This window comes from Arenimonas sp. (genome assembly GCF_035721105.1).
GTDB lineage: Bacteria > Pseudomonadota > Gammaproteobacteria > Xanthomonadales > Xanthomonadaceae > Arenimonas.
Genome location: NZ_DASTNG010000067.1, coordinates 11,108 through 30,717, shown reverse-complemented (window position 1 = coordinate 30,717; position 19,610 = coordinate 11,108). Strand labels below are relative to the sequence as shown.

22 protein-coding genes and 1 tRNA gene are annotated in these 19,610 nt (G+C 70.3%); 14 read left to right on the top strand and 9 right to left on the bottom strand.

What is annotated here, in order from left to right; genetic code table 11:
• Positions 1 to 145 precede the first annotated feature (145 nt).
• Genes VFQ84_RS11160 through VFQ84_RS11150 form a run of 3 tightly spaced genes read left to right on the top strand, consistent with a single transcriptional unit; the run spans position 146 to position 2,241 of the window.
• Positions 146 to 1,000: a hypothetical protein gene (locus VFQ84_RS11160; protein ID WP_325131704.1), complete on the top strand. Its 855-nt coding sequence runs from the start codon at positions 146 to 148 to the stop codon at positions 998 to 1,000.
• Between the two features lie 3 nt (positions 1,001 to 1,003).
• Entirely contained in the window at positions 1,004 to 1,336 is a 333-nt protein-coding gene (locus VFQ84_RS11155; protein ID WP_325131703.1) for a helix-turn-helix domain-containing protein, read from the top strand.
• Entirely contained in the window at positions 1,333 to 2,241 is a 909-nt protein-coding gene (locus VFQ84_RS11150; protein ID WP_325131702.1) for a site-specific integrase, read from the top strand. The genes VFQ84_RS11155 and VFQ84_RS11150 overlap by 4 nt, the downstream gene beginning before the upstream one ends.
• Positions 2,242 to 2,255: 14 nt before the next feature.
• Here VFQ84_RS11150 and VFQ84_RS11145 read toward each other — a convergent pair.
• Positions 2,256 to 2,331 (bottom strand) — tRNA-Phe (locus tag VFQ84_RS11145).
• Positions 2,332 to 2,524: 193 nt separating this feature from the next.
• Here VFQ84_RS11145 and VFQ84_RS11140 point away from each other — a divergent pair.
• Positions 2,525 to 2,947, top strand: coding sequence for a DUF6491 family protein (locus VFQ84_RS11140; RefSeq protein WP_325131701.1), 423 nt, complete (start codon positions 2,525 to 2,527; stop codon positions 2,945 to 2,947).
• On the opposite strand, the gene VFQ84_RS11135 is transcribed toward VFQ84_RS11140, so the two are convergent.
• Genes VFQ84_RS11135 through ftsY form a run of 4 tightly spaced genes read right to left on the bottom strand, consistent with a single transcriptional unit; the run spans position 2,926 to position 6,485 of the window.
• Positions 2,926 to 3,198 carry an oxidative damage protection protein gene (locus tag VFQ84_RS11135; protein ID WP_325131700.1) on the bottom strand — a complete coding sequence of 91 codons (273 nt, stop codon included), beginning with the start codon at positions 3,196 to 3,198 and terminating at the stop codon, positions 2,926 to 2,928. The two genes, VFQ84_RS11140 and VFQ84_RS11135, sit on opposite strands and share 22 nt — an antisense overlap.
• On the bottom strand, positions 3,195 to 4,235 hold the full coding sequence (gene mutY / locus VFQ84_RS11130; protein WP_325131699.1) for an A/G-specific adenine glycosylase: 1,041 nt from the start codon (positions 4,233 to 4,235) through the stop codon (positions 3,195 to 3,197). Before mutY ends, VFQ84_RS11135 begins: the two co-directional genes overlap by 4 nt.
• Entirely contained in the window at positions 4,228 to 5,412 is a 1,185-nt protein-coding gene (locus tag VFQ84_RS11125; protein WP_325131698.1) for a hypothetical protein, read from the bottom strand. Before VFQ84_RS11125 ends, mutY begins: the two co-directional genes overlap by 8 nt.
• On the bottom strand, positions 5,412 to 6,485 hold the full coding sequence (gene ftsY / locus VFQ84_RS11120; RefSeq protein WP_325131697.1) for a signal recognition particle-docking protein FtsY: 1,074 nt from the start codon (positions 6,483 to 6,485) through the stop codon (positions 5,412 to 5,414). The genes VFQ84_RS11125 and ftsY overlap by 1 nt, the downstream gene beginning before the upstream one ends.
• Before the next feature lie 56 nt (positions 6,486 to 6,541).
• Here ftsY and rsmD point away from each other — a divergent pair, with 56 nt between their 5' ends.
• From rsmD to VFQ84_RS11075, 9 genes are all read left to right on the top strand, one after another.
• The gene (gene rsmD / locus VFQ84_RS11115) at positions 6,542 to 7,168 is read left to right on the top strand and encodes a 16S rRNA (guanine(966)-N(2))-methyltransferase RsmD (protein WP_325131696.1); all 627 of its coding nucleotides are present in this window, start codon (positions 6,542 to 6,544) and stop codon (positions 7,166 to 7,168) included.
• The gene (coaD, locus tag VFQ84_RS11110) at positions 7,165 to 7,662 is read left to right on the top strand and encodes a pantetheine-phosphate adenylyltransferase (RefSeq protein WP_325131695.1); all 498 of its coding nucleotides are present in this window, start codon (positions 7,165 to 7,167) and stop codon (positions 7,660 to 7,662) included. The genes rsmD and coaD overlap by 4 nt, the downstream gene beginning before the upstream one ends.
• A gap of 27 nt (positions 7,663 to 7,689) precedes the next feature.
• Complete coding sequence (locus VFQ84_RS11105) at positions 7,690 to 8,193, top strand: hypothetical protein (RefSeq protein WP_325131694.1); 504 nt, start codon at positions 7,690 to 7,692, stop codon at positions 8,191 to 8,193.
• A 48-nt stretch (positions 8,194 to 8,241) separates the two neighbouring features.
• Entirely contained in the window at positions 8,242 to 8,499 is a 258-nt protein-coding gene (locus tag VFQ84_RS11100) for a YfhL family 4Fe-4S dicluster ferredoxin (RefSeq protein ID WP_034210384.1), read from the top strand.
• Positions 8,496 to 10,193 (top strand): gamma-glutamyltransferase, encoded by a 1,698-nt coding sequence (ggt, locus tag VFQ84_RS11095; RefSeq protein WP_325131693.1) that lies wholly within the window; start codon positions 8,496 to 8,498, stop codon positions 10,191 to 10,193. The genes VFQ84_RS11100 and ggt overlap by 4 nt, the downstream gene beginning before the upstream one ends.
• 92 nt (positions 10,194 to 10,285) lie before the next feature.
• A complete protein-coding gene (locus VFQ84_RS11090) occupies positions 10,286 to 11,176 on the top strand; it encodes an MBL fold metallo-hydrolase (protein ID WP_325131692.1) in 891 nt (296 codons plus the stop codon).
• Positions 11,177 to 11,186: 10 nt separating this feature from the next.
• Positions 11,187 to 11,594 carry a DUF4920 domain-containing protein gene (locus tag VFQ84_RS11085; protein ID WP_325131691.1) on the top strand — a complete coding sequence of 136 codons (408 nt, stop codon included), beginning with the start codon at positions 11,187 to 11,189 and terminating at the stop codon, positions 11,592 to 11,594.
• A 69-nt stretch (positions 11,595 to 11,663) separates the two neighbouring features.
• Positions 11,664 to 13,064 carry an alkaline phosphatase PhoX gene (locus VFQ84_RS11080; RefSeq protein WP_325131690.1) on the top strand — a complete coding sequence of 467 codons (1,401 nt, stop codon included), beginning with the start codon at positions 11,664 to 11,666 and terminating at the stop codon, positions 13,062 to 13,064.
• A gap of 67 nt (positions 13,065 to 13,131) precedes the next feature.
• Positions 13,132 to 13,530 carry an MAPEG family protein gene (locus VFQ84_RS11075; protein WP_325131689.1) on the top strand — a complete coding sequence of 133 codons (399 nt, stop codon included), beginning with the start codon at positions 13,132 to 13,134 and terminating at the stop codon, positions 13,528 to 13,530.
• Between the two features lie 65 nt (positions 13,531 to 13,595).
• Here VFQ84_RS11075 and VFQ84_RS11070 read toward each other — a convergent pair whose 3' ends face one another.
• The 4 genes from VFQ84_RS11070 to VFQ84_RS11055 are packed head-to-tail and all read right to left on the bottom strand — an operon-like array spanning position 13,596 to position 17,285.
• Positions 13,596 to 13,952: a hypothetical protein gene (locus tag VFQ84_RS11070; protein WP_414637036.1), complete on the bottom strand. Its 357-nt coding sequence runs from the start codon at positions 13,950 to 13,952 to the stop codon at positions 13,596 to 13,598.
• The gene (rlmM, locus tag VFQ84_RS11065; RefSeq protein WP_325131688.1) at positions 13,942 to 14,988 is read right to left on the bottom strand and encodes a 23S rRNA (cytidine(2498)-2'-O)-methyltransferase RlmM; all 1,047 of its coding nucleotides are present in this window, start codon (positions 14,986 to 14,988) and stop codon (positions 13,942 to 13,944) included. The genes VFQ84_RS11070 and rlmM overlap by 11 nt, the downstream gene beginning before the upstream one ends.
• The gene (locus VFQ84_RS11060; protein WP_325131687.1) at positions 14,978 to 15,535 is read right to left on the bottom strand and encodes a nucleoside deaminase; all 558 of its coding nucleotides are present in this window, start codon (positions 15,533 to 15,535) and stop codon (positions 14,978 to 14,980) included. The genes rlmM and VFQ84_RS11060 overlap by 11 nt, the downstream gene beginning before the upstream one ends.
• A 1-nt stretch (position 15,536) precedes the next feature.
• Positions 15,537 to 17,285 (bottom strand): glutamine--tRNA ligase/YqeY domain fusion protein, encoded by a 1,749-nt coding sequence (locus tag VFQ84_RS11055; protein ID WP_325131686.1) that lies wholly within the window; start codon positions 17,283 to 17,285, stop codon positions 15,537 to 15,539.
• Between the two features lie 141 nt (positions 17,286 to 17,426).
• Here VFQ84_RS11055 and VFQ84_RS11050 point away from each other — a divergent pair, with 141 nt between their 5' ends.
• On the top strand, positions 17,427 to 19,607 hold the full coding sequence (locus VFQ84_RS11050; protein WP_325131685.1) for a diguanylate cyclase domain-containing protein: 2,181 nt from the start codon (positions 17,427 to 17,429) through the stop codon (positions 19,605 to 19,607).
• Positions 19,608 to 19,610: the final 3 nt, after the last annotated feature.

Genomic DNA, 19,610 nt, shown 5'->3' with positions numbered 1-19,610 from the left:
GCAGTTCTACAACGAGCAGCGGCCACACAGCGCCCACGGCTACAAGGCCCCGGCCACCGTTCGACGGGCCTGGCTCGAGGCAGATAATATCCACCCCGGACTCACTGGCTGATTGGCTACAAGATCCGTACGCAGGTCACTACCCTTGGCGCACGTCCAGGTGCGAAGCGAGTACCTGACCGCCGTGGGGACCGAAGAAGCCTTGGCCGTCCTGGATGGCCTGATCCCCGAGTTTGGCGAAGTTTCTGGTCCGGGGACGCTGAGCCGCATCGACTTGTTCGTGGACTTCACGACTGACTTGGACTTCACCTCCCTCCCTGGAGACCACTGGGTAAAGCGGTGCAGGAAGCGGGATATCCATGAGGACCGGGACTATGTAACTGGAATGGCGTTCGGAGCCGGGAACGAGGTCAGCGCGAGGCTCTACGACAAGACGCGGGAGCTTTTGAAGTCGGGCAAGGACTATCTCAAGCCGCTGTGGGCCGCCCAGGGCTGGGAGGAGGGGCAGACGGTCTGGCGCATGGAGTTCCAGGTTCGCCGGGAAGGTCTGCCGGACGAGCTCAAGGGCCCGGCCTTGGACGCGGTACCGTTGTTGGGTCTGCTGTGGCGCTACTTGACCACCGAGTGGCTGCGGCTGGCGATTCCTTCGGACTCGGATGACACCCGCACCCGCTGGCCGGTTCACCCTCTTTGGGAGGCGCTGGCGGGGGTGTTCGATGTGCCGCCTGAAGCCTCGCCCCTGGTCCGGGTGACCAAGACACGCGCCCCGGGCGATGACGCCATCTTCAAGGCGGGCCTGTGGGGGCTGACGTCCTTTATGGCCCGCGAGGGCATCACCCAGCTCGATCACGGCTTGGGCGAGTTCCTCCAAGCCTTGAAGGTCTACCACGACGGCCCGGAAGCGGCAGAAGCGCGGCACCTGGCCCAGTACCTGGACCGCAAGGCACGCGCCAAGGCGCGCCGGTACAACGTGCGGATCAAAGACCATGAAGAGGACTAAGCCATGCGCCCGCTCGACCTGCACGAAGCCGCCGCATGGCTGCGCATGTCCCCCGCTGTGCTGCGCTTGCACGCCCGCCAAGGCCGCCTCAAGGCCGCGAAACCGGGCAAGCGCTGGGTCTTCCTGGAGGAAGATCTTGCTGCGTATCTCGGTCAGCTTTACGCTGCCCACAGGCAAGCGCCGTTAAGTGGCTCCAACGAGGAGAAATCTTCATGGGGCTATCAAAACGGGGTGACGTCTGGTGGGTCAGCTTCACCACGCCGAACGGCGAAAGAATACGCCGCTCTGCTGGGACTTCCGACCAAACCGCTGCCCAGGAATACCTCGACCGATTGAAGGTCCGGTACTGGGAAGAGCAGCGGCTAGGCGTGAAGCCTGATCGCAGCTGGCAGGACGCTGCTGTGAGGTGGGTGAAGGAAACCAGCCACAAGCGATCGCACGACAAGGATGTGGCCAACTTGCGTTGGCTGCATCCCTTCCTGGGGCATCTGATGTTGAGTCAGGTGACACGGGAGGTGGTCGAGAAGATTGGCGAGAAGAAGGCGGCGCAATCCAGTCCTTCCACCGCCAATCGAACCCTCGCCCTGGTGCGTTCGATCTTGCGACGGGCAAAGGACGATTGGGAGTGGGTGGATCACATTCCCAAGGTCCGGCTCTACCGGGAACCGAAGAAGCGCATTTGCTTCCTTTCCCCGGACGAGGCGCGGCGACTTCTCACGGAGTTGCCGCCCCATCTTCGGGAAATGGCGCAGCTCGCACTCACGACGGGGCTCCGGCAGCGCAACGTGTCTTACCTGCGGTGGGACCAGGTGGACATGAGCCGTCGTGTGGCGTGGATCCATCCAGACGAGGCCAAGGCCGGCAGGGCCATTGGCGTTCCATTGAACGAGGACGCGCTCGACGTACTGCGTCGGCGTCTGGGAGGGCATCGGGAGTACGTGTTCGCCTACCAAGGCCAGCCCGTCGCCCGGTGTTCGACCAGGGCATGGAAGCAAGCGGTGGAAAGGGCGGGTCTCGACCCCGGCTTTCGTTGGCACGATCTGCGGCACACCTGGGCGTCCTGGCACGTCCAGAACGGCACGCCGCTGCAAGAGCTGATGGAGCTGGGAGGGTGGGCGAGCTACGAAATGGTGCTTCGGTACGCGCATTTGGCGGCCGATCACCTGCGGGGCGCGGCCAGCCGCATCGATGGCACGTTTTTGACACACAAACAAAAGCCGCAACTCGTGCGGCTTTCGTAAGTGCTTGAAGAATATGGTGGCCGAGGACGGAATTGAACCGCCGACACGGGGATTTTCAATCCCCTGCTCTACCAACTGAGCTACTCGGCCAGGGTGCTGGCTTTCTCGCGGGTCCGGCCGGGCCGGGGCGAGCGCGAGATTCTATCGGAAGCCGGGCGGGCGAGGCAAGCCGGGGCTGGCCTTGCCAGGCGATGAACGCCCGGCCGGCGCGCATGCCGCCTTCGCGCGCCCGGGTGTAGGGTGGGAAGTGCCGAATCTGGCGATTTCCACGGGAGTCCTGGCCATGTCCCTGCGAACCACTGCCTTCATCCTGTTGGCCGCGCTGGCGGCCACCGCGGCGGCCGAGGCCCCGCCGTCCGGGCAGGCCGAGCGCCTGGCCCTGGCCACGGCGCACGCCGGCGAGCCGGTCCAGCGCGTGCGCTTCCTGCGCCCGATCCATCGCAGCGAAGTGCTCGACGAGAGCCACGTGCTGGTCTGGGAAAGCCTGTCCAAGGCCTGGCTGCTCGAGCTTCGCAACGGCAAGCCCTGTCCCGGGCTGGACTGGGGCTTCGCGGTGACCATCGAAACCCAGTCCGATTCGATCAACGTTGACAACGGCTACGTGATCTCGAAGAACGACGTGCGCTGCCGCATCACCTCGCTGCGCGAACTCGACGTGCCGGCCTTCCGCGCCGCCGAGGCGGCTCAGGCCTCCGGCGGCACGTAACCCGCGGGCTTCTCGGCGCCGCCGGCGAACAGGAACTTCTCCATCTCGGTCTCCAGGAGCGCCCGGTCCTTGGGGTTCATGGGCGAGAGTCGGTTCTCGTTGATCAGCATGGTCTGGTGCGCCAGCCACTGCTGCCAGGCCTCGCGGCCGATGTGTTCGAACACGCGCTTGCCCAGCGCGCCGGGCCAGGGCACGAAGGCCAGGCCCTCGCAGTCGCGCTGGAGTTTTTCGCAGAAGACGGTGCGGCTCATGGCGTCAGGCTTCCCAGTAGTTTCTTGACGGGGGCGGGCAGGCCCACCTCGTGCAGGCGGTCGACGGGCTGCCAGCGCAGGCCGGCATCGTCGGCGGTCGCGGGCGGGGCGTCGGCCAGGCGCCAGCTCATCGGTGCGATGTGCAGGCGGTAGTGGCTGAAGGTGTGTTCGATCAGCGGCAGCCGTTCGGCGGCGTCGTAGTCCACCGCGTGCGGGCGCAGGAAATCGCGCGCCTCGTCAGGGTCGCCTGCTTCCGGCAGCGACCACATGCCCGACCACACGCCGGTATCCGGCCGGCGCGCCAGCAGCACCTGGCCGCGGGTGTCGCGCAGCAGCAGCATCAGGGTGCGGCGCTCGGGCAGGGGCTTGCCGGGCTTGGCTTCGGGCAGCTGCTCGACGCGGCCCTCGCGGCGGGCCACGCAGTCGTACTGCAGCGGGCACAGCACGCAGGCCGGGTCGTGACGCGTGCACAGCGTGGCGCCGAAATCCATGATCGCCTGGGTGTAGTCGGCCAGGCGCGCGTCGGGCAAATGGGTTTCGGCCAGCGCCCACAGTTTCTTTTCCACCGGGCCGCTGCCCGGCCAGCCTTCGATGCCGTGGAAGCGCGCCAGCGTGCGCTTCACGTTGCCGTCGAGGATGGCGTGGCGGTCGCCGTGCGCCTGCGCCAGGATCGCGCCGGCGGTGCTGCGGCCGATGCCGGGCAGGGCGGCCATGGCGTCGAAGTCGCGCGGCAGGTCGCCGTCGTGCTTCTCGACGCAGACGCGCGCGGCCTTGTGCAGGTTGCGGGCGCGGGCGTAGTAGCCCAGGCCCGCCCACAGCGCCAGCACGCGGTCGCCGTCGGCGGCGGCGAGGTCGGGCAGGGTGGGCATTTCGTCCAGGAAGCGCAGGTAGTAAGGAATCACCGTCTGCACCTGGGTCTGCTGCAGCATGATTTCCGACAGCCAGACGCGGTAGGGCGTGCGCGGATGCTGCCAGGGCAGGTCGTGGCGGCCGTCGCGATCGAACCAGTGCAGCAGCCGGGCGGCGAAGTCAGTCATCGCTGGTCGCCGTGTCTTCGGGCTCGGCGGTGGCGGCCTCGGCGGATTCGTCCTCGAGCGTGATGCGCAGGCCCTCGAGCGTGGCGCCGCCGACCACCAGGCGGGGCGTCGACAGTTCGCCGTTCAGCGGCGGCAGCGGGGTCGCGGTGTCGGCCTCCAGCCAGGCCAGCAGGTCGGGCAGCACCAGGCGCGTGTCCAGCCGGGTGTCGTCGCGGCGCAGGCCAAGGTCCAGCGGTGCGGTCAGGTCCGTGGCGCCGTCGTAGGCCAGCGTGAAGCCGAGCGGCGAGGTCGCGGAAGCCATGGGCTCGGGCAGTGCCGGCCAGCCGGCCGGCCAGCGCGGGAGTTCGCCTTCGAGCTGGAGCACGAGCGTGTCGCCGAGGTCCAGCCGGCCGCTGGCCGAAAGATCGGGCAAGGGCGATTCCGAGCGCCAGTCCACCGACGCAATCGCCAGCCGGGTGGGCGGGGTGCGCGCGTCGAGCGCGGCATCCAGGGCCAGCGACCAGGGCACGTCGACTTCGCCGCTGCGCAGGCGCCCGCTGGCGTCGAGGTGCAGCACGGGATCGAGCCCGGCGCGGTCGGCATCGAGCCGTCCGGCGAAGACCAGCTCGCGATCGGACTGCAGGAACCGGCCGGAAAGCTCGGCTTCGGCCGGCGCCCCGGGCACCAGCGCCGGCACCGCCAGCGCCAGCGATTCCACGGACCAGTCCTGCCCGGAAACGCGGCCCTCGGTGATCACGACGCCTTGGGTGAAGGTCGGCAGTTCGAACGGCCCGGTGCTTGCCGGGCGCGAAGCCTGCCAGGTGGCCAGCGCGCCGAGGTCGAGCTCGGGCCGCTGCAGTTCGACGCGCGTTATCACCAGCGCGTCTCCGCCGGTCAGCGTGTCCCAGGGCAGCGAAACTTCGGCGCGCTCGGCGCGCAGGATCCAGGGCGCGGCGGCGCCGGGCTGGCGCACCTTCAGTCCGGGCAGCACCAGCCGGGGCTCGGGCCGCAGCGCGTACTCGGGCGTGCCGTCGATGCTGAATTCCAGGCCCAGGGCGTCGCCGGCGCGGGCCAGCACGGTAGCGGTGAGTCGGGTCGGCTCCAGCTGGCGGTCGACCCAGAACGCGGCCACGCCCGCCAGGACGGCGAACACCGCCAGGACCCACGGCCAGCGTCGCTTGCGCTTCGCGTCCGCCATCAGTTCCCGAGCGTGCCGGGCAGCAGCGCGTCGACGAAGCCCTCGGGGTCGAAGACGCGCAGGTCCTCGGGCTTCTCGCCCAGGCCGATGAAGCGGATCGGGATGCCGAACTCGCGCGCCAGCGCGAAGATCACGCCGCCCTTGGCGGTGCCGTCGAGCTTGGTCACCACCAGGCCGGTCACGGAGACCGCGGCGTGGAACTGGCGCAGCTGGTTCAGCGCGTTCTGGCCGGTGGTGCCGTCGATTACCAGCAGCACTTCATGCGGCGCGCGCGCGTCCACCTTGCCCAGCACGCGGCGGATCTTCCCAAGCTCGGCCATCAGGCCCTGCTGCGTGTGCAGGCGGCCGGCGGTGTCGGCGATCAGGATGTCGGCGCCGCGCGCCTTGGCCGCCTGCAGGCCGTCGAAGGCGACCGAGGCCGGGTCGGCGTCCTGGCCTTGGGCGATGACGGTGACGTTGTTGCGCTCGCCCCAGATCTTGAGCTGCTCGACCGCGGCGGCGCGGAAGGTGTCGCCCGCGGCCAGCATCAGCGTGTGGCCATCGAGCTGGAAGCGGCGCGCCAGCTTGCCGATCGTGGTGGTCTTGCCAACGCCGTTCACGCCGATGGTGAGGATGACGAAGGGCTTGGCGGCCGGGTCGATCTCCAGCGGCTTGGCCACCGGCTTGAGCATGGCCAGCAGGTCGTTGCGCAGCGCGGTCAGCAGGGCCCGGGCGTCGGCGAAGTCGCGGGCCTTCATGTGCTTGCGCATGCGCTCGACGATCTCGCGGGTGGCGGTGACGCCGACGTCGGCCGTGATCAGCGCGGTCTCGATCTCGTCCAGCAGGTCTTCGTCGAGCCTGGGGTTGCGCGAGAACAGCCCGCCCAGGCTGCGCGCGAACAGCGTGCCGCCCAGGGTGCCGCGCATGGCCTCGCGGCCCTCGGCGCGTTCGGCCTCGAGCCGGGCCTGCTTTTCCTCCTGGTGCACGGTGAAGGCGCGGGCCAGGTCCTCCGGGCTGAAGCCGGCGCGCGCGGGCGCCTCGGCGGGCTTGGCCGGCTCGGGCTTGTCGGTTTTTTTCTTCAGGAAATCGAACATCGCGCTGCTTTCGCGGACAATGCGCGGATGTTACCACCCGGCCCCCGGACTCCCCGATGAACCTGCGCCCGCCTGGCTCCGTCCGCATCATCGCCGGCCACCTGCGCGGCTCGAAGCTGGCCGTGGCCGACCGCCCCGGCCTGCGCCCCAGCAGCGACCGGGTGCGCGAGACCCTGTTCAACTGGCTGCAGGCCGTCACGCCCGGGGCCCGGGTGCTGGACCTGTTCGCCGGCACCGGGGCGCTGGGCTTCGAGGCGGCGTCCCGAGGCGCCGCCCGGGTGCTGATGGTCGAACGCGACCCGGGCCTGGCCGAAGCCCTGCGCGCCAACGCCGCGCGCCTGAAGGTGGACGTGGCCCGGGTCGAGGCCGCCGACGCCCTGGCCTGGCTGCAGCGGGTGCCGACCGAGGCCTTCGACCTGGTATTCCTGGACCCGCCCTTCGACGCCGCCCTGTGGCAGCCGGCGCTGGACCGGCTGGGGCCCTGGCTGGCGCCGGGAGCGTGGATCTACCTCGAAAGTCCGCTGAAAACGTCGCCAACGGTGCCGGAGGGCTGGCGCCTGCACCGGGAAGGGAATACCCGCGACGTGCGCTTCGCGCTGTTCCAGCGCGGGAACGGCCCCGGCCAAGCATCCGCTGCTACACTTGCCGACGATTCCAATCCGAAGGGCGAAACCCCGGAATGAGCCTGGCCCGAAACCGTGTCGCGCTGTACCCCGGCACCTTCGATCCGATCACCAACGGCCACATCGACCTGGTCGCCCGGGCCTCGTCGCTGTTCGACCGGGTCATCGTCGGCGTGGCCGAGAGCCCCGGCAAGGGCCCGGCCCTGCCGCTGGCCGAGCGGGTCGAACTGGCGCGGCTGGCCCTGTCCGAATTCGCCAACGTCGAGGTCGCCGGCTTCAACTCGCTGCTGGCCCACTTCGTGCACGAAATCGGCGCCGGCGTGCTGCTGCGCGGCCTGCGCGCGGTGTCGGACTTCGAGTACGAATTCCAGCTCGCCAGCATGAACCGGCACCTGATCCCCGACGTCGAGACCCTGTTCCTGACGCCGGCCGAGCAACACAGCTTCATCTCGTCCAGCCTGGTGCGTGAAGTCGCGCGCCTGGGCGGCGACGTGTCCGGGTTCGTGCACCCGGCCGTCGCCAAGGCCCTGTCGGCCCGTTGGAAGCGTCCCTAGAGACCCACTCAAAGAAGAGGCATCACCATGAACCGCATCCTTGCTCCGCTTGCCCTGCTGCTCTCGCTCACCGTCCTCGCCGGCTGCCAGAAGGAAGAAGAGGCCGCGCCGGCCCCGGCCGCCCTGGTCGCCCCGACCGACGGCGACGACATGGCCTGGAAGGAATACCTGGGCAAGGTCGTGGCCCAGAACCAGGCCGGCGTGACCGACCGCATCTTCCCGTACTACCTGCCGGCCAACAGCGACACCCTGACCGAATCCGACCAGGACGGCCGGACCCAGTACGCCCGCCAGCTCGAGAACGTCACCGCCGTCGTGCTGCGCACCGTGCTGCCGGGCAACATGCTGGCCTTCGGTTCGCCCGACAGCGCCAAGATGGCCGACCTGATCACCACGGCGTTCGCCGACGCCGAGCCGACCGCGCTCAAGGGCTCGATCGTGCTCTTCATCGGCACCCAGGCCGACAGCGAGCGGGTCAAGCCGGTGGTCGAGGCCGCGGGCGCCACCTACGTCTTCGTCGAATCGAAGTAAGCCAACGGCGCGCGTCCCGGCCCCTGGCCGGGACGCGCGTGGAATGCCATGTCCCTGCTGATCAACCAGCTGTGCATCAACTGCGACGTCTGCGCGCCGGCCTGCCCGAACGATGCCATCAGCCAGGGTGAAACGATCTACGTGATCGACCCGCGCCGCTGCACCGAGTGCGTCGGCCACCACGACGAGCCGCAGTGCGTCGTCGTCTGCCCGGTCGAATGCATCGACCCCGACCCGGCCCATCCCGAATCCCACGAGCAGCTGCTCGCCAAATTGCTGAACCTGCAGCAGGAGTCCGCCGCGTGATCCGAGCCTTCCTTCTTGGCCTGCTCCTGGCCCCCGCGCTGGCCCTGGCCGACGCGCCGGCGGCCAAGCCGCGCCAGGCCGCCATCGCCAGCGCCAATGCCTACGCCACCGACGCCGGCATGGAAGTGCTGGCCAAGGGCGGCAATGCCTTCGACGCCGCCATCGCGGTCAGCGCCACGCTGGGCCTGGTCGAGCCGGAAAGCTCGGGCCTGGGCGGCGGCGGCTTCATGCTGCTGCACGTGGCCGGCGACGACCGCGACGTGTTCGTGGATGCGCGCGAGCGCGCGCCCTTTGCCGCCACCCGCGACATGTTCCTGGACGCCGAAGGCAACGCCAACCGCCGACTGTCGGTGGACGGCGCGCTGGCCGCCGGCATCCCGGGCCTGCCCGCGGGCCTGGACCACCTGGCCAAGCGCTACGGCCGGCTGCCGCTGTCCGAGTCGCTGGCGCCGGCCATCCGCCTGGCCCGCGAGGGCTGGAAGTTCGGCCCCAAGAACGCCGCGATGATGGGCTACCGGCGCGACGCGCTGGCCGCCAATGCCGCCGCCGCGCGGCTGTTCCTGCGCGACGGCCAGGTGCCGGCGCAGGGCACGCTGATGCGCAACGAAGACTACGCGCGCATGCTCGAGGCGATCGCCCGCGACGGCGCCGACGGCTTCTACCGCGGCGCCAACGGGCGCCGGCTGGTGGCCGGCGTGCGCAAGGCCGGCGGCCTGTGGACCGCGCGCGACCTCGAGGAATACCGCGTGGTCGAACGCGCGCCGATCCGCATCCGCCACCGCGGCGTCGAGATCGTCACCGCGCCGCCGCCGTCCTCGGGCGGCGTCGCCATCGCCACCATCCTCAACATCCTCGACGGCTACGACTATCCGGCCCTGGCCAAGGTGCCGCGCACCCACCTGGTGGTGGAAGCGATGCGCCGCGCCTACCGCGACCGCGCGATCTACCTGGGCGACCCGGACTTCGTGCAGGTGCCGGTGCCGCTGCTGGTGGGCAAGGACTACGCCGCGGGCCTGCGCGCCGGCATCAATCCCGACCGCGCCACGCCCAGCGACATGCTGCCGGGCGTCACGGTGTCGCCGGCGCGGCCCGACACCACGCATTTCTCGATCATCGACGCCGAGGGCAACCTCGCCGCCGTCACCCAGACCGTGAACCTGCCCTACGGCAACGCGGTCGTGGTGCCGGGCACCGGCTTCCTGCTCAACAACGAGATGGACGACTTCTCGGTGAAGCCGGGCGTGCCCAACGCCTTCGGCCTGGTCGGCGAGGACGCCAACGCGATCGCGCCGGGCAAGCGCCCGCTGTCGTCGATGACGCCGACCTTCCTGATCGGCCAGGACCGCGTGGCCGTGCTCGGCACGCCGGGCGGCAGCCGCATCGTCACCATGGTGCTGCTGGGCCTGTTCGAGCTGATGGACGGCGAGGGCGCGCAGGCCGCGGCCGATGCGCCGCGCTACCACCACCAGTACCTGCCGGACCAGCTGTCGGCCGAACCGGAGGCCTTCACCGCCGCCGAGATCGAAGCGCTCAAGGCACGCGGCCACGACGTGCAGGTCGGCGACCGCAGCTGGGGCAACATGCAGGTGGTGCTGTGGCGCCGCGACACCGGCGAAGTCGAGGCCGGCACCGATCCGCGCTGGAAAGGCGTGGGCAAGGGCAGTTCCTCCGACGAGTCCGCCATCTACCGCTGACCCCTGTAGGAGCGCCTTCAGGCGCGAATCTTTTCGCCGAAGGACTTCGCGCCTGAAGGCGCTCCTACCGGGAGAGGGCAAGGAGTAGGGATATGAAGCTTTGGTCGATCATGGGTAATTCGCAGCGCCTCGATGGCGGCGCGATGTTCGGCAACGCGCCGCGTGCGATGTGGGCCAAGTGGGTGCAGCCGGACGAGCACAACCGCATTCCGCTGGCCTGCCGCGCGCTGCTGGCCAGCCCGCTCAACGGCAAGACGGTGCTGTTCGAGACCGGCATCGGCGCGTTCTTCGAGCCGAAGATGCGCGAGCGCTACGGCGTGGTGGAATCGCAGCACGTGCTGCTTGAGTCGCTGGCCAAGGCCGGGTTCAGGCACGAGGACATCGACGTGGTGGTGCTCAGCCACCTGCACTTCGACCACGCCGGCGGCCTGCTGGCGCCGTGGAAGGAAGGCGAGGCGCCCTCGCTGCTGTTCCCGAACGCCACCTTCGTGGTCGGCGCCGAGCACTGGCAGCGCGCGGTGGACCCGCATTCGCGCGACCGCGCCAGCTTCATCCCGGCGCTGGCGCCGTTGCTGGAAGCCAGCGGCCGGCTCGAACTGGTCGACGGCCCGCACTGCCGCGCACTGGGCGACAGCGTGCGTTTCCACCTCAGCCAGGGCCACACGCCCGGCCTGCTGCTGGCCGAGATCGTCGGCGCAGCGGACGCCAACGGGCAGCCGCACGGCGGCCTGGTGTTCTGCGCCGACCTGATCCCGGGCCGGCACTGGGTGCACGTGCCGATCACGATGGGCTACGACCGCTTCCCCGAGATGGTGATCGACGAGAAGCGCGCCTTCCTCGAGGACAAGCTCGCCCGCAACGTGCACCTCTATTTCACCCACGACCACGAGTTCGCGCTGGCGCAGGTGACGCGGGACGAGAAGGGCCGTTTCGGCACCACCCACGAAGTCGCCGAACTCTCGGCGCGATCCCTGGCCGCCTGAGGAAGACACGATGAAGACGATGCTCGGAATGATGCTGCTGTTCGTCGCCCCGGCCGCCCTGGCCGCCAACTACGGCGACGCGATGCCGGCCGGCGAGCCGGTGGCGGTATCGGCCGCCGACCCCGCCGTGCACGGCGATGCGCCGGCCAAGTTCAGCGGCCGCATCACCCAGGTCTGCCAGAAGCAGGGCTGCTGGATCGTGCTCGAGGACGAGGGCCGCAGCGCCCGCGTGATGGCCAAGGACCATGGCTTCGAAGTGCCCAGGGACGCCAGCGGCCGCGCCGTCGCCTACGGCGTGCTGCAGGTCGAGCCGCTCAGCGAGGAACACGCCCGTCACCTGGTCGAGGATGACGGCGCGCAGGCGCCCGGCGAGCGCGAGCTGCGCATCGTCGCCACCGCCATCGAGATCCTGGACTGAGCCGGGCGCTGTCACATCGCTGATACCTGGCGCTGGTGGAATAGCCGCCTCTGGTCCCGGGCTGACGCGATGGAATTTCGAAACGACGCTTCGCTGGCTTCGCGCCGCCGCTGGCTCAAGGCCGGCGGCCTGGGGCTGGGCGCCGCCGCACTGGGCCTGAGCCCGATCGGGCGACTGCTGGCGCAGGCCGGCGCGCCCGGCGCGGCGCATCCGGGCTACGGCCCGCTGCACACCGTGCGCGACCTCAACACCGGGCTGCCGCTGCTGCAGCTGCCGGCGGGCTTCAGCTACACCACCTTTGGCTGGACCAACGAGCCGATGGCCGACGGCCAGCGCACGCCGGATTCGCACGACGGCATGGGCGTCGTCCGCGCCGAGGGCAGCGTCGTCACCCTGGTGCGCAACCACGAGGTGAAGGCGGCCTGGGGCAGCTTCGCGCCGGCGTCGGCAACCTATGATCCGCGCTGCAGCGGCGGCACCGCCACGCTGCGCTTCGACACCGCGAGCGGCCGCCTGCTGGAGTCGCGGCCGTCGCTGGGCGGCACCATCAACAACTGCGGCGGCGGCACCACGCCCTGGGGCAGCTGGCTGAGCTGCGAGGAGTTCGTCAGCGTGGCCGGGACGGTGACGCTCTCGGGCGCCGACCACGTGCTGTCGCGCGACCACGGCTTCGTGTTCGAAGTGCCGGCCGACGGCGCCGCGCGCGCCGAGCCGCTGCTGGCCCTGGGACAGTTCAAGCACGAGGCGGTGTCGGTGGACCCCGCGACCGGCATCTTCTACCTCACCGAGGACACCGAGCCGGAGGCGGGCTTCTACCGCATGGTGCCGAAGGTGCCGGGGCAGCCGGTCCGCGGCGGCCGGCTGCAGATGCTGCGCGCGGTCGGCGTGCCCGACCTGCGCACGGGGCGCCGTCCGGGCGAACGCCTGAAGGTGCAGTGGGTCGACATCCCCGATCCGGTGGCCGGCATGGATGCCGACGGCCTGGGCCTGGGCGTGCTGCGCCAGGGCCTGGCGGCGGGCGGCACGCGCTTCACGCGGCTCGAGGGCGTGATCGTCGGCGACGGGCGCGTGTTCTTCACCGCTACCAACGGCGGCGACGCCGCCTGCGGCCAGGTCTGGGCCTACCATCCCGGCGCCGAGGTGCTGGAGCTGGTGTTCGAATCGCCGGACCCCTTGGTGCTGGACTACCCGGACAACGTGGTGCTCAGTCCGCGCGGCGGCCTGGTGGTTTGCGAGGACTCCGAGCAGCCGGTGCAGCGGCTCTACGGCATGACCCGCGAGGGCGGGTTGTTCGAGTTCTGCCGCAACAACGTCCGGCTGGACGGCGCGATGGGCTTCGCCGGCGACTTCCGCGAGGAGGAATGGGCCGGCGCCTGCTTCTCGCCCGACGGCCAGTGGCTGTTCGCGAACGTCTACGCGCCGGGCTTCACCGTGGCCATCACCGGGCCCTGGCGCAACGGCCTGATCTGATCGCGGGATTGCGGTCGGCGTGCCCGCCGGCGGATCATGGCGGCCACGCCCACCGGATGCGCCGACCATGATCACCCTGCTTTACGCCGCGCTTTGCACGCTGTTGGTCCTGGTCCTCGCCGGCCGCGTCATGGCCTTCCGGGTCAAGCACAAGGTCGGCCTGGGCGACGGCGGCCACGGCGAGCTCAACCGCCGCGTGCGGGCGCACGCCAACGCCGTCGAATACCTGCCGCTGGCCCTGATCCTGCTCGGCGGCATGGAGCTCAACGGCTATCCCGATGCGCTCATCCACGGCTTCGGCGCCACCCTGCTGGTCTCGCGCATCCTGCACGCCTGGGGCCTGAGCCGCAGTGCCGGCACCAGCCCGGGTCGCTTCATCGGCATCCTGCTGACTTTGCTGCTGATGATCGCGATGGCCGTGTTCGCCATCTTCGGCTACCTCCAGCCCTACCTCGCCGCAGCCTGAATCCCGAGAAAAAAGGGGTCAGAGTGATTATTCGTTTAAAACGAATAATCACTCTGACCCCTTTTTCAGCGGCGGGGTGGGGCTAGTAGCTCTTCGCGGCTGAGGTAGCCGTCGCCGTTGGCGTCCTGGCGGTGGAACTGCGCGGTGAAGCGCTCGTGGTGCTCGGCCAGGGTGATCGTGGGCGCGTTCGGGATGTGCTGTTCCCCCGGTTCGAGCACCTGGTCGAGGTTGGTGTCCATCTGCCGGAAGGCGAAGCTCATGCGCTCGAGGAACTCGGGCAGCGAGACCCGGCCGTCGCCGTCGGCGTCGACCTGGGTGAAGTAGTCGCCCTGCGCCGCGGCCGGCATGGTCGCGGCAAGCGCCAACATCGACGCCAGCGCCAGCCGGGGCCAGCGCTGCGCGCGGGCGCGCTCAGCCGGCATAGACCGTGATTTCCTCGCGGTCGTGGTAGAGCTGCTTGGCACGCACCGTCAGCGGCCGGCCGGCCCGGTCGACGAAATGCTGAAGGCAGTCGCGGGTCTCGTCCCAGCGCTTCTTCATCGGCAGCTTGAGGTTGAAGATCGCGTGCTGGCACCAGCCTTCGCGGAACCAGGTGGCCATGCGGTTGGCGACCTTGCGCGGCGACTCGACCATGTCGCAGACCATCCAGTCCAGCGGCTTGGGCGGTTCCCAGCGGAAACCGTCGGCGCGGATGTGCTCGATGATGGGCATGGCCATCGCCGAAGCCGCCATCGGACCGTTGTCGACCGCCATCACGCGGATGTGCTGGCGCGCGAGCACCCAGCTCCAGCCGCCGGGCGCGGCGCCCAGGTCGGCGGCGAACATGCCGGGCTGGATGAACTCGGCGCGCTCCTTGTCGGTCATCAGCATCATCAGCGCTTCCTCGAGCTTGAGCGCCGAGCGGCTGGGGGCGTCGGCATGCGCGCGCAGGCGCGGCACGCCCAGCGGCCAGGGCGAGGCGTCGCGCGGATCGGCGCTGGCAAGCAGGGCATGGTTGCCGGCCAGCATCAGCACGTGCAGGCGCGGCAGCCGCAGGTCTTCCTTGTCGGTCAGCAGGCCGCGCTGGCGCAGGGCCGGGCGCAGCGCGTTGCCGAAGGCGCGGGCCAGGCCGGCGAGCTGCTTGCCTTCGTCCGAATCGGGATGCTCGACCCAGAGGTCGCCGTAACGGCCGCGGCCGCCCAGGGCGTCCATGATCGGACTGATGCGGTCCTTGGGGTCCATGCCGGGCAGGTCGGCCAGCAGGCGCATCTTCTGGCGCGCGAAGATCAGCGTCGACCAGGGCAGGGCCTTGGCCAGCGCGGCGCCGTCCTCGACGCCGAGGAACTCGACGTAGCCGCTGTTGCGTTCGGTGCGGGCATAGCCCGGGAAGCCGGCGAGGGCCGCGCGCTCGCCCAGTTCGGCGGCGAGCTCGGGCTCGAAGCCGGGGCGGCAGTAGGCCAGCAGGCCATCAGTAGACAAGTCCGGATTCCCCGTAGTCGCGCAGTACGTCGCGCGCGTGGTCGCGCATCAGGTCGGTGTGCACGGCGATGCCGCGCTTCTCGAGTTCGCCCTGCCAGTCGGCGGGCAGCGGGCCTTCGTCGAAGCCGGCCAGGGTTTGCACGTCGTCGGCGCGGGCGGCGATCAGCAGTTCGTCGATGCCGGCCCAGATCAGCGCGCCGTAGCACATGCTGCAGGGCTGGGCCGACGTGGCCAGGGTGATGCGGCCGCCGCCCTGGTTCAGGCGGAAGCTCTGCATGCGCTGCTGGCTGGTGGTGAGCGCCATCACTTCGGCGTGCGCGGCCGAGCAGTTGTGCGGCACCACGCGGTTCACGCCGACGCCGATCAGCCGGCCTTCCTCGTTGAACACGGCGGCGCCGAACGGGCCACCGCTGCGGTGGTCGACGTTGCGGCGCGAAAGCTGGATCGCCAGCGCGATGCGGCTGTCGGCGTCGGGGTAGCGACGCTGGGCGTCCACTTCCTCGTGGACCCAGGCCGGCAGGGTGAGGTGGAGCTGCGCGTACAGCACGTCAGCCGCCGGCCTTCGCGGCCCAGGTGTCGCGCAGGGTCACGGTGCGGTTGAACACCGGTCGGTCCGGCGCGTGGTCGCGGCGGTCGGCGGTGAAGAAGCCCAGGCGTTCGAACTGCACCGCGGCCTCGGGCGCCAGCGTCGCCGCGGCCGGCTCGAGCCAGCCGCGCACGACCCGCACCGAGTCGGGGTTGAGGTAGTCGCGGTAGGTCTTGCCGGCCTCGTCCTTGTCCGGGTCGGGCACGCTGAAGAGGCGGTCGTACAGGCGCACCTCGGCCGCGACCGCGGTGGCGGCGGCGACCCAGTGGATGGTGCCCTTGACCTTGCGGTTGGCGCCTTCCATGCCGGCGCGCGAGTCGGGGTCGAGCGTGCAGCGCAGTTCGACGACGGTGTCGCCGTCCTTGGCCACGTCGTCGCACCGGACGATGCCGACGCCGCGCAGGCGCACTTCGCCGCCGGGCACCAGGCGGTGGAAGCCCTTGGGCGGCACTTCCATGAAGTCCTCGCGCTCGATCCAGACCTCGCGCGAGAACGGCACTACGCGCTCGCCGAAGCTTTCATCCTTCGGGTGGTTGGCGAAGCGCAGCGTCTCGGCGTGGCCTTCGGGCAGGTTGGTGATCACCAGCTTCACCGGATCGACCACCGCCATGCGGCGCGGCGAGGCCGCGTCCATCACTTCGCGGATGCAGCCTTCCAGCACCGAGAAGTCGATCAGCGAATTCTGCTTGCTGATGCCCACGCGGTCGGCCAGCAGGCGCAGCGCCGCCGGCGGGCAGCCGCGGCGGCGCAGGCCCTGCAGGGTCGGCATGCGCGGGTCGTCCCAGCCGCTGACCAGGCCTTCGTTCACCAGCGCCAGCAGCTTCCGCTTGCTCATCACGGTGTAGTTGATGTTCAGGCGCGAGAATTCGATCTGGCGCGGCTTGGCGGCCGGCACGCTGAAGCCGGCATCCACCAGCGGCTGGTAGAGCGCCGGGTGGCGCACCAGGTCGACGTGGTCGACGCACCAGTCGTACAGCGGGCGATGGTCCTCGAACTCCAGCGTGCACAGCGAGTGCGTGATGCCTTCGAGCGCGTCGCTCAGGCAGTGCGCGTAGTCGTACATCGGGTAGATCGGCCAGGCGTTGCCGGTGTTCTGGTGCTCGACGTGCTTGATGCGGTAGATCGCCGGGTCGCGCAGGTTGATGTTGCCGCTGGCCATGTCGATCTTCGCGCGCAGGGTGCGGGCGCCGTCCGGGAACTCGCCGGCGCGCATGCGCTTGAACAGGTCGAGGTTCTCTTCGACGCTGCGCCCGCGGAACGGCGAGTTGCGGCCCGGCTCGGTGAGCGTGCCGCGGTACTCGCGCACCTGCTCGGCGTCGAGGTCGCAGACATAGGCCTTGCCGTCCTCGATCAGCTTGAGCGCGCTGCGGTAGAAGACCTCGAAGTAGTCGGACGCGTGCCGCAGCTCGGCCCACTCGAAGCCCAGCCAGCGCACGTCCTCCTTGATGGCCTCGACGTACTCGGGATCTTCCTTGGCCGGGTTGGTGTCGTCGAAGCGCAGGTTGACCTTGCCGCCGAACTCACGGCCGATGCCGAAATTCAGGCAGATCGACTTGGCGTGGCCGATGTGCAGGTAGCCGTTGGGCTCGGGCGGGAACCGGGTCCGGATGGACGCGTGCCGGCCCGTCGCCAGGTCCTCGCGGATGATCTGGCGGATGAAGTCGTTCTTTTCCGGCGCGGCGGCGTCGGCGGGGGTGGGCGTGGCGGTCATGCGTCCGGGGCTGGTCTGGCTGGGTCGCCCAGTTTACCGGCTCGGGCGTCCGGGCGTTCCCGGGGCTGAACGCCCGGGCCGGGGCGAGTATAGAATCGGACCGGCCGGGGGGCGCTGGGTCTTGTGAAGGGGAGTCTGAGCTTGCGCTATCTGCTGGCGTTCCTGATGGCATCGCTGCTGGCCTGGCTGCTGGCGGCGCCTGCGGTGGCGGCGGCCGAGCCGGCGCCCCGGCTCGACCTGGCGGTGATGGAAACCCCGGTGGGCACCACGCTCGACGATATCCTCACCGGGCGGGCCCAGCCCGGATTCACGCCGCTGCTGACGCCCGGTTTCCCGTTCGCCGCCCGCGACGGGCGCGACATCTGGGTGCGCATCCGCACCGAACTGCCGGCATCCGGTGGACCCAACTGGCAGCTCGTGGTCGTGCGCAGCCCGCTCGATCGCCTGCAGCTGAAGCTGCTGCCCGATGGCCGCGTGGTCGCCGAGGACAGCTTCTTCCACGCCAACGACGAAGCCAATCCATGGCCCGCCAGCTTCCAGCTGCCGCTGCCGGCCGAGCTGGCCGGCACCACCGAGTTCTACCTGCACCTGCAGGGCAAGGTGAACGGCGGCCTGCACCTGCGCCTGCAGGACCCGGCCACGGCGCGCGCCCAGGAAGACCTCGCGCGCAGCTTCTTCCGCTACACCTATGGCCTGCTGCTGCTGGTGGCGGGGCTGTCCCTGTTCCGGCACGTCGAGGACACCCGCTCGGGCGCCGCGGCGGTAGGCGGGGCCGCGGTCGGCATCTGGCTGGCGCTGCTGGGCATCAACGGTCACCTGTATTCCTTGCCCGAGCTGTCGCTGCTGGCCGAACGCGGGGCCACCGTGCCCCAGGCCTTGCTGCTGCTCTGCGCCGGCCCGCTGGTCCTGGCCACCCGCTACTACAGCGGCCTGGGCAAGGCGGCGCCGGGCCTGGTGCCGTGGGCGCGCGGCCTGGGCTGGGGCCTGGTGCTGCTGGCGTTCTGGGGCCTGCTGGGCGGCATGCTGTCGCCGCTGCAGATGCAGTGGACGGCCTGGGTCGGCAACGGCCTGGCGCTGGCGGCCTGCCTGCTGATGCTGCTGCTCGACTCCCGCAGCTACCGCTGGGCGCCGCTGCTGACCCTGCTGGCGACCGCCGTCGCCGTCGTCGTGCGGGTCCTTGCCGACCACCAGGTGTTGCCGGCCACCCTGCTCAATCTTTACGGCTGGCAGCCGCTGCTGGCGGTCACGGTGGCCCTGTACCTGGCCCTGCCGTGGATCCGCGCGCGCCTGCAGCGCTGGGCCATGCGCAAGCGCGTCGAACCGGCCGAGCCCAGCGCCGCGGAGAAGATCGCGCTGGCCCGTGAACGCCTGCTCGAAAGCCTGCAGGCCGGCCTGAAGTCGGCGGCCGATGGCGACCTGAAGTGGATCGCGTTCCGCCGCCTGCTCGATGGCCTGCGGCCGGTCCTCAGCCAGACCTCGGCGGCCGTTGTGGCCATGCACTTCCACGGCGAGGACCTGGTGCAGGTCGAGCCGCCCGAGGCGGAGGGTCGCTATCGCGAGCTGCTGGCCCAGCGCAGCACCCTGCTCAAGAACCTCAGCCGCCTGCGCGCGCCACAGCAGATCGGCATCGACTTCGACGGTCCCGACGGTCCGCTGGAGCAGGTGCAGCTGGCGGTGATCCCGCTGCCGATCCCGAAGCCGGGCTGGGGCGCGCTGCTGGTCGAGCGCGAGGCCGACGTGACCTACAGCGACGCCGAGCTGGCCCTGTGCGCCGAGTTCGCCGCCATGGCGATCCTGGCCGGCGAGGAAGCCGCGGGCGCGGTCAACGAACAGAAGGTCGCCGACACCGATCCCGCCACCGGCGTGCTGCGCACCGAAGCGATGCTGCAGCGCCTGGACAAGGCGATGGAGAACGCGCGCCTGAAGCAGGCCCCGCTGAGCGTGCTTTGCCTGCAGCTCGACCAGGCCGCGGCGATGCGCGAATCGGGCGGCGAGGAGGCCGCGGCGGCGGGGCTGCGTCCGATGGCCGAACTGCTGCTGGAAACCATGGACCACGGCGACCTGCTTGGCCGCGCCGGCCCGGACGGTTTCCTGCTGGTGTCGTCGGGCAAGCGGCTGCTGCAGGCGCGTGAATACGCCGAGCGCCTGCGCGCCGCGGCCAACCGCCTGCGCATCGATCCCCGGATCGCCCCCAGCCTGAGCCTCAGCGTCGGCGTGGCCCAGGCCGGCTCCGACGAACGCAGCCCCGCCGGCATCCTCGAGCGCGCCACCCGCGCCGCCCAGATCGCCACCAAGAACGGCGGCAACCAGATCTTCAGCTGAGGT

What these genes read in the sequence shown, in the direction of transcription:
- VFQ84_RS11080 (WP_325131690.1), top strand. Translation starts at nt 11,664, where the DNA reads ATGGAATTTCGAAACGACGCTTCGCTGGCTTCGCGCCGCCGCTGGCTC.
- VFQ84_RS11070 (WP_414637036.1), bottom strand. Translation starts at nt 13,952, where the DNA reads ATGCCGGCTGAGCGCGCCCGCGCGCAGCGCTGGCCCCGGCTGGCGCTG.
- VFQ84_RS11135 (WP_325131700.1), bottom strand. Translation starts at nt 3,198, where the DNA reads ATGAGCCGCACCGTCTTCTGCGAAAAACTCCAGCGCGACTGCGAGGGC.
- mutY (WP_325131699.1), bottom strand. Translation starts at nt 4,235, where the DNA reads ATGACTGACTTCGCCGCCCGGCTGCTGCACTGGTTCGATCGCGACGGC.
- VFQ84_RS11155 (WP_325131703.1), top strand. Translation starts at nt 1,004, where the DNA reads ATGCGCCCGCTCGACCTGCACGAAGCCGCCGCATGGCTGCGCATGTCC.
- VFQ84_RS11075 (WP_325131689.1), top strand. Translation starts at nt 13,132, where the DNA reads ATGATCACCCTGCTTTACGCCGCGCTTTGCACGCTGTTGGTCCTGGTC.
- coaD (WP_325131695.1), top strand. Translation starts at nt 7,165, where the DNA reads ATGAGCCTGGCCCGAAACCGTGTCGCGCTGTACCCCGGCACCTTCGAT.
- ftsY (WP_325131697.1), bottom strand. Translation starts at nt 6,485, where the DNA reads ATGTTCGATTTCCTGAAGAAAAAAACCGACAAGCCCGAGCCGGCCAAG.
- VFQ84_RS11100 (WP_034210384.1), top strand. Translation starts at nt 8,242, where the DNA reads ATGTCCCTGCTGATCAACCAGCTGTGCATCAACTGCGACGTCTGCGCG.
- VFQ84_RS11105 (WP_325131694.1), top strand. Translation starts at nt 7,690, where the DNA reads ATGAACCGCATCCTTGCTCCGCTTGCCCTGCTGCTCTCGCTCACCGTC.
- rsmD (WP_325131696.1), top strand. Translation starts at nt 6,542, where the DNA reads ATGAACCTGCGCCCGCCTGGCTCCGTCCGCATCATCGCCGGCCACCTG.
- VFQ84_RS11055 (WP_325131686.1), bottom strand. Translation starts at nt 17,285, where the DNA reads ATGACCGCCACGCCCACCCCCGCCGACGCCGCCGCGCCGGAAAAGAAC.
- VFQ84_RS11085 (WP_325131691.1), top strand. Translation starts at nt 11,187, where the DNA reads ATGAAGACGATGCTCGGAATGATGCTGCTGTTCGTCGCCCCGGCCGCC.
- VFQ84_RS11140 (WP_325131701.1), top strand. Translation starts at nt 2,525, where the DNA reads ATGTCCCTGCGAACCACTGCCTTCATCCTGTTGGCCGCGCTGGCGGCC.
- VFQ84_RS11125 (WP_325131698.1), bottom strand. Translation starts at nt 5,412, where the DNA reads ATGGCGGACGCGAAGCGCAAGCGACGCTGGCCGTGGGTCCTGGCGGTG.
- VFQ84_RS11090 (WP_325131692.1), top strand. Translation starts at nt 10,286, where the DNA reads ATGAAGCTTTGGTCGATCATGGGTAATTCGCAGCGCCTCGATGGCGGC.